We start from the raw sequence: 14529 nt of genomic DNA, 5'->3' as shown, positions 1-14529 counted from the left end.
GTGCGGTTCAGTCAGGGAAGGTGCCGTCGACGTACAGCCAACGGCCTTCGGCGGATTCAGCGCCGCTTGCGTCCAGGCGGACGAAGCGGCTGGTTTCGTGCAGGCGATGCGCGCGCCCGCCCACCTTGTAGCGCGCGACGAATTCCACCGTCGCGTGCGTGGCGTCTTGCGGCGTGTGGCGCTTGACGTCCAGGCCGAGCCAGCGCGTGGCGGCGGCCTCGGCTTCGCTGGTTTCCAGGTCGACAGGGCAGGTGGACGGATGCCACGTGCGGCGCAGGTACGCCGTGTCGCCCAGCACATAGGCGCTGTAGCGCGAGCGCATGAGCTGCTCGGCCGTCGCCGGCACGGCGTCGCCCGCATGGAAGGGGCCGCAGCAGCGCGCATAGGCGCCGTTGCCGCAGGGGCAAGCGTCGGCAGGGCCGATGGGCCTGGTTTGTGCGGCTGGCATCAGGCCAACAACTCCGGCAGCTCGCGCATGTCGGTAAACGCGCGCGTCGCACCGGCGGCGATCAGCGGGCCCGGCGCATTGCGGCCGGCGTATGCCAGCACCGTCATGCCGGCAGCGTGCCCTGCGGTGACGCCCGTGGGGCTGTCTTCAATCACCAGGCAACGCGACGGCGATACCCCCAGGCTGCTGGCGGCCAGCAGATACACATCGGGTGCGGGCTTGCTGCGCGCAACCTCGGTAGCCGAGAAGATGCGCACGTCCGTGGGTTGGAAGTGCTCGATCAGCCCGGTGCGGTTGAGCTGCAGCTCAACCTTCGTGCGATCGGCGCCCGAGGCCACCGCCATCGGCAGGCCCAGCCTGGAGAGCACGTCGATGGCGTGCGCGATATGCGGCACGGCTTCCACCTCGGCTTCGAGCAGCGCGTTGCGGCGCGCGTGGAAGGTGGACAACCAGTTCGGCGGCAGCGGCGCGCCGCGCATTTCGGCAATCGCATCCAGTTCTTCGCGAATGGCCTTGCCGAGGAAGCGCTTGATGGAATCTTCCAGGCTGATGCTGATGCCAAGCTCGGTCAACATCTCCCAGATCAGGCGGTTGACAAGGGGTTCGCTGTCGACCAGCACGCCGTCGCAATCGAAGAGGATCGCGTCAAAGCGCGGGTGGTTCGAAACGGGGGAAGTCACTGCGGTCATGCCTATTGCGTTGAGAGTTGAGACCGCCTACGCCAGCGCGCGGGCGATCAGGATTTTCTGGATATCGCTCGTGCCCTCGTAGATCTGGCACACGCGCACGTCGCGGTAGATGCGCTCCACCGGAAAGTCGTTGACGTAGCCGTAACCGCCGAAGACCTGGATGGCATCGGAGCAGACGCGCTCGGCCATCTCGCTGGCGTTGAGCTTGGCCATGGCCGCCTCTTTCAGGCACGGCAGCCCGGCGTCTTTCAGGCTGGCGGCATGCCAGACCATCTGTCGTGCGACGTCTACGCGCGTGGCCATCTCGGCCAGGCGAAACTGCACGGCCTGATGCGCGAACAGCGGCTGGCCGAAGCTTTCGCGCTCCTTGGCGTACGCCAGCGCGGCCTCGAAAGCCGCACGCGCCATGCCCACGCTCTGCGCGGCAATGCCGATGCGCCCGCCTTCCAGCCCGGACAGCGCCATCTTGTAGCCCGCGCCTTCTTCGCCCAGCAGGCAATCGGCGGGGATGCGGCAGTCTTCAAACACGATCTGCGCCGTGTCGGATGAGTGCTGGCCGAGCTTGTCTTCGAGCCGCGCGACGATGTAGCCGGGCGTGTTGGTCGGCACCAGGAACGCGCTGATGCCGCGCTTGCCTGCTGCCTTGTCGGTCACGGCCATGACGATGGCCACGTCGGCATGCTTGCCGCTGGTGATGAACTGCTTCACGCCGTTCAAGACCCAGTGGTCGCCATCGCGCACGGCCGTGGTGCGCAGCGCCGATGCATCGGAGCCGACATGCGGCTCGGTCAGGCAGAACGCACCAAGCATCTCGCCCCGCGCCAGCGGCACCAGCCACTGCTGCTTCTGCGCGTCGTTGGCAAACGCCATCAGCATGCTGCACACGGGGCAGTTGTTCACGCTGATGACGGTGGAGGTGCCACCGTCGCCGGCAGCAATTTCTTCCAGGATCAACGCCAGCGAAAGATAGTCGAGCCCCGCGCCGCCCAGTTCTTCCGGCACGGCCACGCCATAAGCGCCCAGCTCGCCCAACTGGCGGTGCACGTCTTTCGGGAACGTCGCTTCGCGGTCCCATGCCGCCGCATGCGGCACGATCGCCTCGCGCACAAAGGTGCGGATGGCGTCGCGAATCATCTCTTGCTCTTGGGTCAGCAGCATCGTTCCGGCCTCACCATTCAATGACGCTGCCGTCGTAGTTGCGGAACCCGCCGTTGTCGGCGCGCGTGGCACCGGCAATCACGCGGCGGATACCGGCCACGCTCTCCTGCGGCGTGATGGCCGCGCCCGCGCCGCCCATGTCCGTCTGTACCCAGCCGGGGTGGAAGGTCAGGCAGGTGGCGTGCTTGGCATCAATCGACACCGCGCGCAGCACGGCATTCACCGCCGCCTTGCTGGCGCGATACAGCCAGCCGCCATTGCCGGCCATGTCGCCGATGCTGCCCATGCGGCTGGAGATGACAGCAAGCACGCCGCCAGGTTCGTCCGCGTCGTTGCGTCCCGCCTCCACCATCGGCAGCACGGCGGGTAGCACGCTCATCGGACCCCACACGTTGGTGTGCATCACGGCATCGAAATCCGCCTGGCTGACGGGCGTGGCGCCCTGCGTGCGCGGGCCGTAGATGCCCGCCACGTAGATCGCCACGTCCAGCGCTTCGCCGTCCAGCTTCCACGCCAGGCCGGCAACGGCGTTGGCGTCGGTCAGATCAAGCACGTGCGTTTCCGCGCCCAATGCCTGCAGCGCCTGCGCGGCGCCTTGCGTGCGCACGGTGGCAATCACGCGCCAGCCATCCGCACGGTACTGCTTGACCATTTCCAGACCGATGCCGCGCGACGCGCCCAGGATGAGCGCGGAGCGCGTGCGGCGGGACGTTGCGTTCGTCATGCGTGTGCCTTAGTAGAGTTCGATGCCGACGGCCGTGGCTTCGCCGCCGCCGATGCACAGACTTGCCACGCCGCGCTTGCCGCCGCGGTGTTGCAGGGCGCCCAGCAGCGTCGCGATCAAGCGCGCGCCAGACGCGCCGATCGGATGGCCCAGCGCGCACGCACCGCCGTTCACGTTCACCTTTTCGTGGGGGATATTCAGGTCGTGCATGGCAGCCATCGGCACCACGGCAAACGCCTCGTTGATCTCGAACAGATCGACGTTGCCCGAGTTCCAGTCGAGTTTCTTGAACAGCTTGTCGATGGCCGTGACCGGCGCCGTGGTGAACCAGCCCGGCGCTTGCGCGTGCGTGGTGTGGCCCAGCATCACAGCGAGCGGCGTGATGCCGAGTTGCTTGGCAGTCGATTCGCGCATCATCACCAGCGCAGCCGCGCCATCGTTGATCGACGAAGACGACGCGGCCGTCACCGTGCCGTCTTTCTTGAACGCGGGCTTGAGCGAGGGGATCTTGTCGACCTTGATGCGGCGCGGGCCTTCATCGGTGTCGATAACGGTGTCACCGGCTTTGCTCGACACGGTAACGGGCGTGATCTCCCAGCGGAACGCGCCGGATTCGGTGGCCTCTTGCGCGCGGCGCACGGACGTCATCGCGAAGTGGTCCTGGGCCTCGCGCGTGAAGCCGTACTTCTCGGCACAGTCCTCGCCGAAGGTACCCATGGCGCGGCCCCCGCCTTTTTCGTCACGCTCGTAGGCATCTTCCAGGCCGTCAAGCATCATGTGGTCGTAGATCATGCCGTGACCGATGCGGTAGCCGCCGCGGCCTTTCGGGATCAGGTACGGCGCGTTGGTCATGCTTTCCATGCCGCCCGCAACCACAACATCCAGCGACCCCGCGAGCAGCGCGTCGTACGCATTCATGGCGGCGCGCATGCCCGAACCGCACATCTTGTTGACCGTGGTGCAGCCGACTGACAGCGGCAGGCCAGCGCCCAATGCGGCTTGGCGCGCCGGCGCTTGCCCCTGCCCCGCAGGCAGAACGCAGCCCATGATGACTTCTTCAATCTGTTCCGGTTTCAAGCCCGCACGCTCGACTGCCGCGCGGATGGCAGCGGCGCCGAGTTGCGGAGCAGTGAGGCTGGCGAGTTCGCCCTGGAAGGCGCCCATCGGGGTGCGGGCGGCGGAAGCGATGACGATGCGGTCGGACATTGCTGCAATCTCCTGGAACTGTGCTTGGGACAGGTTCTGCACTTGTGGGTGCAGGGGTTGTGTGTCTCTTGCTTTTTGCGTGGGCCTTGGTGGTCCATCTGCGTATCGTCCCCTGCCGGGGCCGACTCACTTTCTTTGTCTTGCCAAAGAAAGTAAGCAAAGAAAGGTGCGCCCGAGATGGCGACCCCTTCCTTGAATTTGTGTAACCGGGCGGAGACGGGAAAAACTCGCTTCGCTCAGACAGTTTCCCGTCTTGTTTCCGCCCGCTTACACAAATTCAAGGCGCCATCTAGGGCAGGAACATCAACGGCCGAACCGTTGGTGTGCCTGCTCAGTCAGGCCCTTGCGTGTTGCGTGTTGCGTGTTGCGTGTTGCTGTTTGCTTCGCTCCGCGTCTTGCCGCGTACCCACTACTGCGTTTGTGCTGCGATGGTGTAGCCGTTGATGCCCTAGATGGCGCCTTGAATTTCTGTTGCAGGGAGGAAAAAGAGGGGAGGCTGTTTGAGCGCAGCGAGTTTGCCTCTCCTCCCTCCCTGCGACATAAATTCAAGGAATCTTTCGCCATCTCGGGCGCGCCTTTCTTTGCTTACTTTCTTTGGCAAGACAAAGAAAGTGAGTCAGCCCCGGCAGGGGATGAAACAAGGGATGAACCACCAACAAAACCCCATCCCCAAAAAGAAATTCAGAACCCCACCGGGCTAGGCGTACTCCCTTCCTTCCCATAATTCAGCCAAGCCTCACCCAGCTGAGCATGCAGTTCCTCATTGGAACTCGCCGCCATTCCCAGATTGCGCAACATCCCGTCCTTCACGCCGTAAATCCAACCGTGAACGGTCAGCGGCTGCCCGCGATCCCATGCGTCCTGCACGATCGTCGTCAGGCACACGTTGTTGACTTGGTGAATCACGTTCAGCTCGCACAGCCGGTCATGCTGATCTTGCTCGCGGACCACCGTACCGAGATACGTTTCGTGTTGCTCGGCCACGTCACGCACGTGACGAATCCAGTTGTCGGCCAGCCCGAAACGTTGCTTCGTCAACGCTGCCTTCACACCCGAGCAGCCGTAGTGGCCCACCACCGTGATGTGCCGGATCTTCAGCACTTCCACCGCAAACTGCAGCACCGACAGACAGTTCAGGTCAGAGTGCACCACCACGTTGGCGATGTTGCGGTGGACAAACACCTCGCCCGGCGGCAGACCGATGATCTGGTTGGCAGGCACGCGCGAATCCGAGCAACCGATCCAGAGGTATTCCGGGTTCTGCTGGTTGGCCAGGTTGGAGAAGAAATCCGGGTCTTCAGCGTGGACGCGCTCGACCCATTTCCGGTTGTTCTCAAACAGTTCTTTGATGCGATGTGGCATGGTTTCCCGTCGTGTTGAAGGGGTTAAGCGGCGGCGCGCTGCTGCAGCGTCGTGTTGTCTTGCGCTGCGTTATCGGGCGCGCTTGCGCCGTAGCGATTGACGAAGCGCTCGGCTGCGTCATACGCGTAGAAATCGTGCATCTGCCCCGAGAGCAGGCGCTCCTTGTACCCCTGCCACATGGAGGCCTCGAAGAAGTCTGCGTGGTGTTTGAGGAAGGCTTCACGCACGCGTGGGTCGCCAAGCAGGAACGTGCGATACGTCTCCGGGAAAATGTCGTGCGGGCCGACGCTGTACCAGACCTCGCCGGACATTTCTTCTTCTTCCGTGCGTGGCTCGGGCACGGTGCGGACGTTGCAGTCGGTGAGGTATTCGATTTCGTCGTAGTCGTAGAAGACCACGCGGCCGTGGCGCGTCACGCCAAAGTTCTTGTACAGCATGTCGCCCGGGAAGATGTTCGCGGCGATAAGTTCCTTGATGGCGTTGCCGTATTCGATGATGCCGTGCTCGACCTGCGCATCGGTGCCTTCGTGCAGCCAGATGTTCAGCGGCGTCATGCGGCGCTCGATATAGACGTGGCGGATGACGATCTCTTCGCCGCCGTCTTCGCTGCGCTGGTATTCAACCATCGAAGGCGCGTGCTTCTCCAATTCCTTGATGAGATCGTCATCAAAGCGCGAGAGCGGAAAGGCCACGTCGGAATACTCCAGCGTATCCGCCATGCGCCCCACACGATCGTGGCGCTTCACCAGTTGGTACTTGCTCTTGATCAGTTCGCGCGTGGTTTCCTTCGGCGGCGGGAAGTAATCCTTGATGACCTTGAACACGTACGGGTACGAGGGCAGCGTGAACACCAGCATCACAAGGCCCTTGATGCCGGGCGCGATGATGAACTTGTCCGACGAGTGTTGCAGGTGATGCAGGAAGTCGCGATAGAACAGGTTCTTGCCCTGCTTCTGCAGGCCGAGCGAGGTATAGATTTCGGCGCGCGGCTTGCGCGGCATCAGGTCACGCAGAAAGGTCACGTAGGCGGACGGAATTTCCATGTCCACCATGAAATACGAGTGCGTGAACGAGAACAGGATCAGCAGTTGCTCCTGCCGCAGCAGCACCGTGTCGAGCGAGAGCTGGCCCGCGGCATTGCGCAGCATCGGCACGGCCAGCGGGAATGTCTTGTCGCCGTTGATCACGCGTCCGATGATGTACGCCGCCTTGTTGCGGAAGAACAGCGACGACAGCACATGGATCTGGAAATTCGGCGCGATGCGGAAATCGCCAAAGTGCTCGCCCACCGCGCGCACGACGTAGCCGATATCGCGTTCCAGATCTTCAAACGGCGCGTTGAGCTGGAAGTTGTGGACAATGCGCTCGAAGCAGGGGCCCAGGCCGTCGCGTGTGCCGGGGTAGTAGGCGCGGTACGTCGGCTTGGTGGGCGACTCTTCGTTCTCGATGTACTCCGTCGAGATGGCCGGGCGCACGAAGATGAAATCGTTGTTGAAGTACGAACGATGCAGGATGCGCGTACACACCGAGTTGAAGAAGGTCTCGGCCAATTCCGGCTGGTGATGGTTGGTCAGCAGGCCGATGTAGTGCAGCTTGATCTGGCGCCAGATTTCGTCGTCGATGTTCTCGGCGTCGTATTCGTCTTCGAGGATGACCGACGCTTCGCGCACGCGCTCGTCGTAGTAGGCGATGCGATCGCGCTGCAGTTGCTGCAGGCCGCCCCAGTCCCCGGTCTCAAACGCGGTCTTGGCCTGTACGCTCACTTCCCGGAACAAGCGGTAGTGCTTGTCGAAGCCGTCGAGCATCGTGCGGGCGACGTCAAAGGCGATCTGCGACGAGAGGAGCTTGGGGAAATGGGACATGGCGTGTGCGCGGGGAGGAGCAGGGAAGCGGCAAAACCAGCAAACCAGGCAGACCTAGATTGTATGGTCTTCGGTGCCGTGTTCGCGTCCTGAAACCGTTGCGCCTCCTTATCCGTTTGGCTGATGGCCCCGTGCCACCAGCCCGCCTGCTCCCGCCCGTTACATCGTCTCTGCGTACAGCTCCCGACCGATCAGCATGCGGCGGATTTCCGACGTGCCGGCGCCAATTTCGTACAGCTTGGCGTCGCGCCACAGGCGGCCGACCGGGAATTCGTTGATGTAGCCGTTGCCGCCCAGGATCTGGATGGCTTCGCCGGCCATCCAGGTGGCCTTCTCGGCGGTGTAGAGGATCACGCCAGCGCAGTCCTTGCGCACCTGGCGCACATGGTCGCGGCCCAGCGAGTCAAGGTTCTTGCCCACCGTGTACAGGTACGCGCGGCACGCCTGCAGCGTGGTGTACATGTCGGCCATCTTGCCCTGGATGAGCTGGAATTCGCCAATGCTCTGGCCGAACTGCTTGCGGTCGTGGATGTACGGCGTGACCACGTCCATGCAGGCTTGCATGATGCCGATCGGGCCGCCGGAGAGCACCGCGCGCTCGTAATCCAGACCGCTCATCAGCACCTTGGTGCCGCCGTTTTCCTGGCCGAGGATGTTTTCCACCGGCACTTCCACGTTCTCGAACACCAGCTCGCCGGTGTGCGAGCCGCGCATGCCGAGCTTGTCCAGCTTCTGCGCAACAGAGAAACCCTTCATGCCCTTTTCGACGATGAACGCCGTCATGCCGCGCGCGCCCAGTTCAGGCTCGGTCTTGGCGTAGACGACGAGCACGTCGCAGTCGGGGCCGTTGGTGATCCACATCTTGGTGCCGTTGAGCACGTAGCGGTCGCCTTTCAGCTCCGCACGCAGTTTCATGCTGACGACGTCGGAGCCGGCATTCGGCTCGCTCATCGCGAGGGCACCGACCCATTCGCCCGAAACCAGCTTGGGCAGGTATTTGGCCTTCTGGGCCGCCGTGCCGTTGCGGTGGATCTGGTTCACGCACAGGTTCGAGTGCGCGCCATACGACAGACCAACCGACGCCGATGCGCGGCTGATTTCTTCCATGGCGATCATGTGCGCCAGGTAGCCCATGTTGGCGCCGCCGTACTCCTCGGCCACCGTGATGCCGAGCACGCCCAGCTCGCCCATCTTGCGCCATGCGTCCATCGGGAACTGGTCGGTGCGGTCGATTTCGCCGGCACGCGGTGCCAGTTCACCCTGCGCCCAATCGCGCACAGCCGAACGCAGCATCTCGATGTCTTCGCCCAAGTCGAATTTCAGGCCGGGCAGATCAATCATGGTGGTCTCCTTGGGCGCGGTCCAAGCCGCGTTGTCTCGGGTAAGTGGTCTGGCGCTGTGCGGTGCACGCCGCTTGTGGCGGACGCACCGGTGCCGGAAGGGTGCTTCAAGGTGTTGCGTATTGTATTGACGTTTACGTAAACGTCAATGATCGGCCGTTACGTAGATTTGCGGAATCAGGCGGCCTTGCGTCGCTTGGGCGGCTTGCCCGTGCCGGCCTGCGCATCTTCCAGCAGGCGGCGGCACTGGCGTTCGTGCTGGTCGATCTCGGCCAGTTGGGCGTTCAGGTCTTCCAGTTGCTGCGTAAGCACCGCACGGTGTTGCGCCAGCGACGCCAGGAAGCGCTCCAGCTGCGGCACCGTATCGCGCGGCGATTCATACAGATCCAGGATCTCCTTGATCTCGCCTAGCGATAGGCCGAGTCGCTTGCCGCGCAAGGTCAGCTTCAGGCGCGTGCGCTCGCCGGCCGAATACACGCGTCGACGCCCGCCCGGGCCTTGGCGATCCGGCGCCAGCAGGCCCTGGTCTTCGTAGAAGCGGATGGCGCGCGGCGTGATGTCGAACTCGCGTGCAAGATCGGTGATGGTGAAGCTTGCGTCGGCAAGCTCGCCGGCATCGCCCGATTCAAGATCGGCGGCAAGCGCGGCGGCGGCAGACGGAGTAGAGGCAGACATACGGCGGGGAACGGAGTAACGGCAGAGGTGTGATTGCGCATGCACGCCGGCCAGCGACATTAAGTTTTCGCTTAAGATGGATGACCGGCGGCGAATTGACGTTTACGTTAGCGTCAATGGCGCCAAACCGCAATCGCAGAGACCGCCGCACAGCAGCTCAAGGCGGCGACCGAGACCACATCCCCATGAACGCGCTCGAACACCAACTCGACTATCCCATTGGCGACACGCTTCCCGAAGGCGGCACGCGGTTTGAAGTCGCCCCCGGCGTCTACTGGCTGCGCATGCCGCTGCCGTTTGCGCTCGATCACATCAACCTCTGGCTGCTACGTGATCGGCAGGACGGACAAGATGGCTGGACGATCATCGATTGCGGCATCAACCACGAAGCGATCCGCGGGTATTGGGAAAGCATTTTCACGAACCACCTGGACGGCCTGCCGGTGCTGCGCGTGCTGGTCACGCACTGCCATCCGGACCACGTTGGCCTCTCGAACTGGCTGTGCGAAGGCGGCGACGAAAAGCGCTGGAACGTGCGCCTGTGGATGAGCCTGGGCGATTACGCCTTCGCGCGCATGCTGGTGGGCGGCACCGGCGCATCGAACGCCGGCGGCGAATTTGCCGCGCGCCATTTCGAGCGCCACGGCTTGACGGACCCGACCTCCATCGAAGGCATCCGCAACCGCAAGGATTACTACAGCACGCTCGTGCCCGGCGTGCCGAGCCAGTACCGTCGCCTGATGGATGGCGATGTCGTCGCCATCGGCGAGCACAAGTGGCGTGTCATCACCGGCTTCGGCCACGCGCCCGAGCATGTCGCCCTCTACAGTGAAGATGCCAACGTGCTGATTTCCGGCGACATGGTTTTGCCGCGCATCTCCACCAACGTGAGCGTGTTCGATCTGGAACCCGAAGCGGATTCGCTCACGCTGTATCTGGATTCGCTGGGCAAGTACGAGCCGCTGCCGGCCGACGTGCTGATCCTGCCGTCGCACGGGCGACCGTTCCGCGGGTTGCATACGCGCATCCAGCAACTGCGCGACCACCATGCCGATCGGCTGGCTGAAACGTTGGCTGCATGCAAGGCTGCGCCGCAATCGGCACGCGACATCGTCAACGTCATCTTCAAGCGCCAGTTCGATGTGCATCAGATGACCTTCGCGATGGGCGAGGCGCTTGCCCACCTGCACGCGCTGTGGCATCGCGGCGAACTGGTGCGCGAAACCGGCGCGGACGGTATCGTTCGATTCCACGCCGCTGCATAAACCACACAACCCGTGCTTTCTACCGGAGCCGACCATGGCTGACCAGCATGACGTTCTCGACGACAGCGCCGTTGTCCTGCCGTTTCCCGCGCAAACGCCGACCGCGCCGTATTACGCGGTGATTTTTTCCTCCACGCGCACCGACGGTGACAACGGCTACGGCGCCATGGCCGACCGCATGGTGGAGTTGGGCCGCAGTATGCCGGGGTTTCTCGGCATCGAGTCCGTACGCGATGAACTGGCCGGCGACCAGGGGCGACCGGGCATCACCGTGTCGTATTGGTCGTCGCTGGAGGCCATTCGCGAGTGGAAGAACCAGGGCGACCACCTTGCCGCGCAGAAGCTGGGGCGCGAGCAGTGGTACGCGTCGTACCACCTGCGCATTGCCAAGGTGGAGTACGACTATGGGTTCGAGCGATAACGCATCGCTCCTGCCAAAAAAAGAACCCGCCAGTTGGCGGGTTCTTTTTTTTGTGCACCGCTGGAAGATCTAACGCAGCGTCTTCGCAAATTGCCCGAGATACCGCACGCCGTCGATCGCGCGGCTGCCGTACCACGACACCATCTCGCCATCGACGAGATAGACGGGCTTGCCGATCTGCTTTTCCAGCGCGTCGACATGCTCTTCGGTAAAGCTGTAAGGCTCGGTGGAGAGCAGTACGCAGTCGATGTTGCGCACGACATCATCGCTCCAGCGGAACGTCGGGTAACGCGTGTCCGGCCGGTTGGGACGAGCGCAATCGCCGCTCTTGTCGGTGCCGCATTGCACGGGCGCAGGGTCGTTCGGCCACGTATGGCAGTTCACGAGCTGGAGCATGCGCGAGATGTACGTGTCGCGCGATACCGTCATCCACGGGTCTTGCCAGATGGCGTACAGCACGCGGTGCGGCAGGAAGTGGCGGCCGCGCAGCGCCTCCAGCTCCTGCGTGAGCGCGTCGGACAGCTTTTGCGCCTGCGCCTCGCGGCGGAAGATGTCGCCCAGCAGTTGGTATAGCGCAAGGTTGTCTTCCGGCGAGCAAGGATGCGTGACGATGATGTGCGGGATGAATTCGCGCAGCTTGTCGACGGTCGGGCGCGTGTTCTCGTCAATGTTGACGATGACGTGCGTGGGCGCCAGCTCGCGCAACTTGTCGAGTTTGACGGTCTTGGTGCCGCCGACCTTCGGTACGTTGCGCACCGCGTCGCGCGGGTGGATGCAGAAGCCGGTGCGGGCGACCAGTTGATCGCCCAGATCGAGCGAGAACAGCAGATCGGTAATCGAAGGGACCAGGCTGGCGATGCGCGGTGTGGTGTCGACAGGGGCGTGCGCGAGGCCAGCCGCATCGGTGTAAGTCATGACGAAATCTCGGGGTTGCGGGGTTTGCGCCCAGCGCGCGCAAACGCAAAGTCATAGAGCCCGCGCGGCAGCACGTGCAGCAGCTTGGCGACGATGCCCATCGGCCATGGCAGCACCGTGAAGCGCACGCCGCGACGGATCGCATTCACGGCTTTCTGCGCGAAGCGGTCCACCGGCATCAGGAAGGGCATCGGATACGGATTGTGTTCGGTCATCGGCGTTTTGATGTAGCCGGGTGCGATTGTCACCACGCGCAGGCCAAGCGCGCTGAACTCCACGCGCAGGCTCTCCATCAGCTTGATCACCGCCGATTTGGAGGCGCTGTAGGCCGCCGCACCGGGCAGGCCGCGCACGCCCGCCACGCTGGCAATGCCGACCAGCGTGCCGCCGGGCTGCCCGGGTTTGGCGCGTGCCAGCATCGGCGCGACGAACGGCTGGAACGTGTTCAGCACGCCCATCCAATTGGTGTCCATCACGGCGGCAAAGGCTTTCAGGTCGCCCGGTTCGCGCAAGTCCGTGCCGACCGAGATGCCGGCGTTGGCGATCACCACATCGGGCAGCCCGACCGTGGCGATAAATGCGCTGGCCACCTCGCGCATCGATTCGGCGCTGCGCACGTCGGCGGCGTAGCAATGGCAGCGACCCTGGAGAGCCGCTGGCAGCGTCTGCACAAACGCATGGAGCGCATCGACACGCCGCGCGACCAGCCCGATCGTAGCGCCCTGTGCTGCGTACTGACGTGCCAAGGCTTGGCCGATGCCGCTGGAGGCGCCGGTGATGAAGACGATCTCGCTCATGTCGATGTCCTGTTGGTGTGTAGAAGGGCGACGCACAAAAAACGCCCGCACAGGGGCGGGCGTCGATGGCGGTGTCACGCCCGGGCAGAAGCCCGGAAACGCGGCAACCCGTCACATCTTGCGGTTGCGCACCTGGTCGACGAGGTAGTCGAGCGTCTGAGCAGCGCCCACGTTGCTGCCTGCATCTGCCGGCGACGTGGTGTACTTGCCCTGCACAACGACGGTCGGCACGCCTTCGATCTTGTACTGGTCGGCCAGTTGCGCGGCGCGTTTGGTATTGGCGTTCACACTGAACGAGTTGTAGGTGTCGCGGAACTGCTTCTCGTCGACGCCGTTAGCGGCCATGAACTTAGCGATGTCATCCAGTTCGGACATCGAGCGGTAGTTCTTGTGCAACTGGTCGAACACGCGGTCATGCAGCGTCTTGCCGCTGGCGTCCTTGGCGTCGAGCTTGCCCAGCGCTTCCAGCGTGTAATAGATGCGGGTATGCGGCTCCAGCTTGGCATTGAAGGCCACCGGCACGCGCTTGATCACCACGTCCTTGCCTTGCTTGGCGACCCACGCCGTCCAGGTGTTTTCAAAGTCATAGCAGTGCGGGCAGCCGTACCAGAAGAACTCCGTCACTTCGATCTTGCCTGCGGGCACAGGCTGCGGCGTTTGCAGCACTTTGTATTCCTTGCCGGCGGTGGGTGCGGCATTGGCCGGCGCGGTCATCAGGAAGCCGGCGCCAGTGGCGAGAGCGATCAGGAAAGCAGCGAGTTTTTTCATGGTGAATGGACGACGGATTAGACGGCTAACTGGACGAAGCAACGGGAAAACCAGCGAAATCGAGTGCCGAGCCGCTCGACGCGGGTGTCAGCGTAACTGAATCTCAGGTTTCTGACCGATCACAGCCCGCCGGGTTCACAGCGGGCTGCGCGGACTTCGCGTTACTGGCGGGCGAAGCGGATGACCGACGATTCCACGCCTGTCGACTGCAGGCGGCTGCGCACGGCGGTCATCTCGTCGAGCGAGTTGAACGGCCCCAGGCGCACGCGATACATGGTGGCGCCGTTCACCTCGCGCTGCGTCACCTTGGCTTCAAAGCCTTGCATGGCCAGATTGCCCTTCTGGCGCTCAGCGTCTTCGGAGGATTTGTAAGCACCAACTTGCAGGAAATAGCCCGTCTTGGCGGCATCCTGGCGAGCAATCTCGGCAATCGGGTCCGTCACCGGCTTCTCGTTGGAGGCAGTGACCGGCGGCTTGGGCGGTTTGGCGCCTGGCGCGCTTGCCACCTGCGGGGCCGAGCTTGGCTGGGCAGGGTGGATGGTGATGCCCGGCGGCGGATTGTTCTGATCGGCGGCCTGATCGACCGGTTTGGCCGGCACGCGGCTCCACAGCGGCGCGTTCGGGTCCGCCGCCTGCGGGGCGCTGGCTTGCGGCGCGGGTTGCACCGGCGTCGGCAGCGTGTTGACTACGTTGCCCGCTTCGCTCGGCTTGGGCTGTGCGCCGCCACGCGACACGAAGGGTACCGGCGCCTTGGTGATGTACACCGCCACCACCACGGCGATCGCCAAACCGACGATCAAGCCCAGCACCAGACCCAGAAACGTGCCGCCCCGTTGCGAGCGGGCACGGGAAGATTGCGTATTGCGTGCCATGTCGATCCTTCTAGAAGCGCCCGATTA

15 protein-coding genes are annotated in these 14529 nt (G+C 63.6%); 2 read left to right on the top strand and 13 right to left on the bottom strand.

Annotated features, from left to right (window positions below; translation table 11 throughout):
* Positions 1-7: 7 nt before the first annotated feature.
* The 9 genes from ACEN9T_RS23690 to ACEN9T_RS23650 all read right to left on the bottom strand — a co-directional run bounded on the left by ACEN9T_RS23690 (position 8) and on the right by ACEN9T_RS23650 (position 9464).
* A complete protein-coding gene (locus ACEN9T_RS23690) occupies positions 8-448 on the bottom strand; it encodes a YchJ family protein (RefSeq protein WP_092973639.1) in 441 nt (146 codons plus the stop codon).
* On the bottom strand, positions 448-1137 hold the full coding sequence (locus tag ACEN9T_RS23685) for an HAD family hydrolase (protein WP_413707209.1): 690 nt from the start codon (positions 1135-1137) through the stop codon (positions 448-450). Before ACEN9T_RS23685 ends, ACEN9T_RS23690 begins: the two co-directional genes overlap by 1 nt.
* 27 nt (positions 1138-1164) lie before the next feature.
* Positions 1165-2295 (bottom strand): acyl-CoA dehydrogenase family protein, encoded by a 1131-nt coding sequence (locus ACEN9T_RS23680; RefSeq protein ID WP_343661702.1) that lies wholly within the window; start codon positions 2293-2295, stop codon positions 1165-1167.
* Between the two features lie 10 nt (positions 2296-2305).
* Positions 2306-3019 carry an SDR family oxidoreductase gene (locus tag ACEN9T_RS23675; protein ID WP_413707208.1) on the bottom strand — a complete coding sequence of 238 codons (714 nt, stop codon included), beginning with the start codon at positions 3017-3019 and terminating at the stop codon, positions 2306-2308.
* A gap of 9 nt (positions 3020-3028) precedes the next feature.
* Positions 3029-4225 carry an acetyl-CoA C-acetyltransferase gene (locus tag ACEN9T_RS23670; protein ID WP_092973631.1) on the bottom strand — a complete coding sequence of 399 codons (1197 nt, stop codon included), beginning with the start codon at positions 4223-4225 and terminating at the stop codon, positions 3029-3031.
* A 681-nt stretch (positions 4226-4906) separates the two neighbouring features.
* Positions 4907-5587, bottom strand: coding sequence for a carbonate dehydratase (can, locus tag ACEN9T_RS23665; protein ID WP_092973629.1), 681 nt, complete (start codon positions 5585-5587; stop codon positions 4907-4909).
* 23 nt (positions 5588-5610) lie between these two features.
* Positions 5611-7449, bottom strand: a complete 1839-nt coding sequence (gene aceK / locus ACEN9T_RS23660) for a bifunctional isocitrate dehydrogenase kinase/phosphatase (RefSeq protein ID WP_413707207.1) — start codon at positions 7447-7449, stop codon at positions 5611-5613.
* A gap of 159 nt (positions 7450-7608) precedes the next feature.
* Entirely contained in the window at positions 7609-8790 is a 1182-nt protein-coding gene (locus tag ACEN9T_RS23655; RefSeq protein WP_004633702.1) for an isovaleryl-CoA dehydrogenase, read from the bottom strand.
* Between the two features lie 176 nt (positions 8791-8966).
* Positions 8967-9464 (bottom strand): MerR family transcriptional regulator, encoded by a 498-nt coding sequence (locus ACEN9T_RS23650; RefSeq protein ID WP_092973798.1) that lies wholly within the window; start codon positions 9462-9464, stop codon positions 8967-8969.
* 185 nt (positions 9465-9649) lie between these two features.
* On the opposite strand from ACEN9T_RS23650, the gene ACEN9T_RS23645 reads away from it, so the two are divergent.
* Positions 9650-10729: an MBL fold metallo-hydrolase gene (locus ACEN9T_RS23645; RefSeq protein WP_413707206.1), complete on the top strand. Its 1080-nt coding sequence runs from the start codon at positions 9650-9652 to the stop codon at positions 10727-10729.
* 34 nt (positions 10730-10763) lie between these two features.
* Positions 10764-11150 (top strand): antibiotic biosynthesis monooxygenase family protein, encoded by a 387-nt coding sequence (locus ACEN9T_RS23640; RefSeq protein WP_045202377.1) that lies wholly within the window; start codon positions 10764-10766, stop codon positions 11148-11150.
* 69 nt (positions 11151-11219) lie between these two features.
* Here the strand turns inward: ACEN9T_RS23640 and ACEN9T_RS23635 are convergent, their stop codons facing one another.
* The 4 genes from ACEN9T_RS23635 to ACEN9T_RS23620 form a co-directional block, all read right to left on the bottom strand.
* A complete protein-coding gene (locus ACEN9T_RS23635) occupies positions 11220-12065 on the bottom strand; it encodes a helical backbone metal receptor (RefSeq protein WP_413707205.1) in 846 nt (281 codons plus the stop codon).
* Entirely contained in the window at positions 12062-12862 is an 801-nt protein-coding gene (locus ACEN9T_RS23630) for an SDR family oxidoreductase (protein WP_413707204.1), read from the bottom strand. Before ACEN9T_RS23630 ends, ACEN9T_RS23635 begins: the two co-directional genes overlap by 4 nt.
* A gap of 111 nt (positions 12863-12973) precedes the next feature.
* Positions 12974-13630, bottom strand: a complete 657-nt coding sequence (locus ACEN9T_RS23625) for a thiol:disulfide interchange protein DsbA/DsbL (RefSeq protein WP_004633713.1) — start codon at positions 13628-13630, stop codon at positions 12974-12976.
* A gap of 161 nt (positions 13631-13791) precedes the next feature.
* Positions 13792-14502, bottom strand: coding sequence for an SPOR domain-containing protein (locus tag ACEN9T_RS23620; protein ID WP_092973615.1), 711 nt, complete (start codon positions 14500-14502; stop codon positions 13792-13794).
* Positions 14503-14529: the final 27 nt, after the last annotated feature.

Source organism: Ralstonia sp. Ralssp110, assembly GCF_047325135.1.
Classification (GTDB): Bacteria; Pseudomonadota; Gammaproteobacteria; order Burkholderiales; family Burkholderiaceae; genus Ralstonia; species Ralstonia mojiangensis.
The sequence above is the reverse complement of the archived record's forward strand: the minus strand, read 5'-3'. Positions and strand labels throughout refer to the sequence as shown.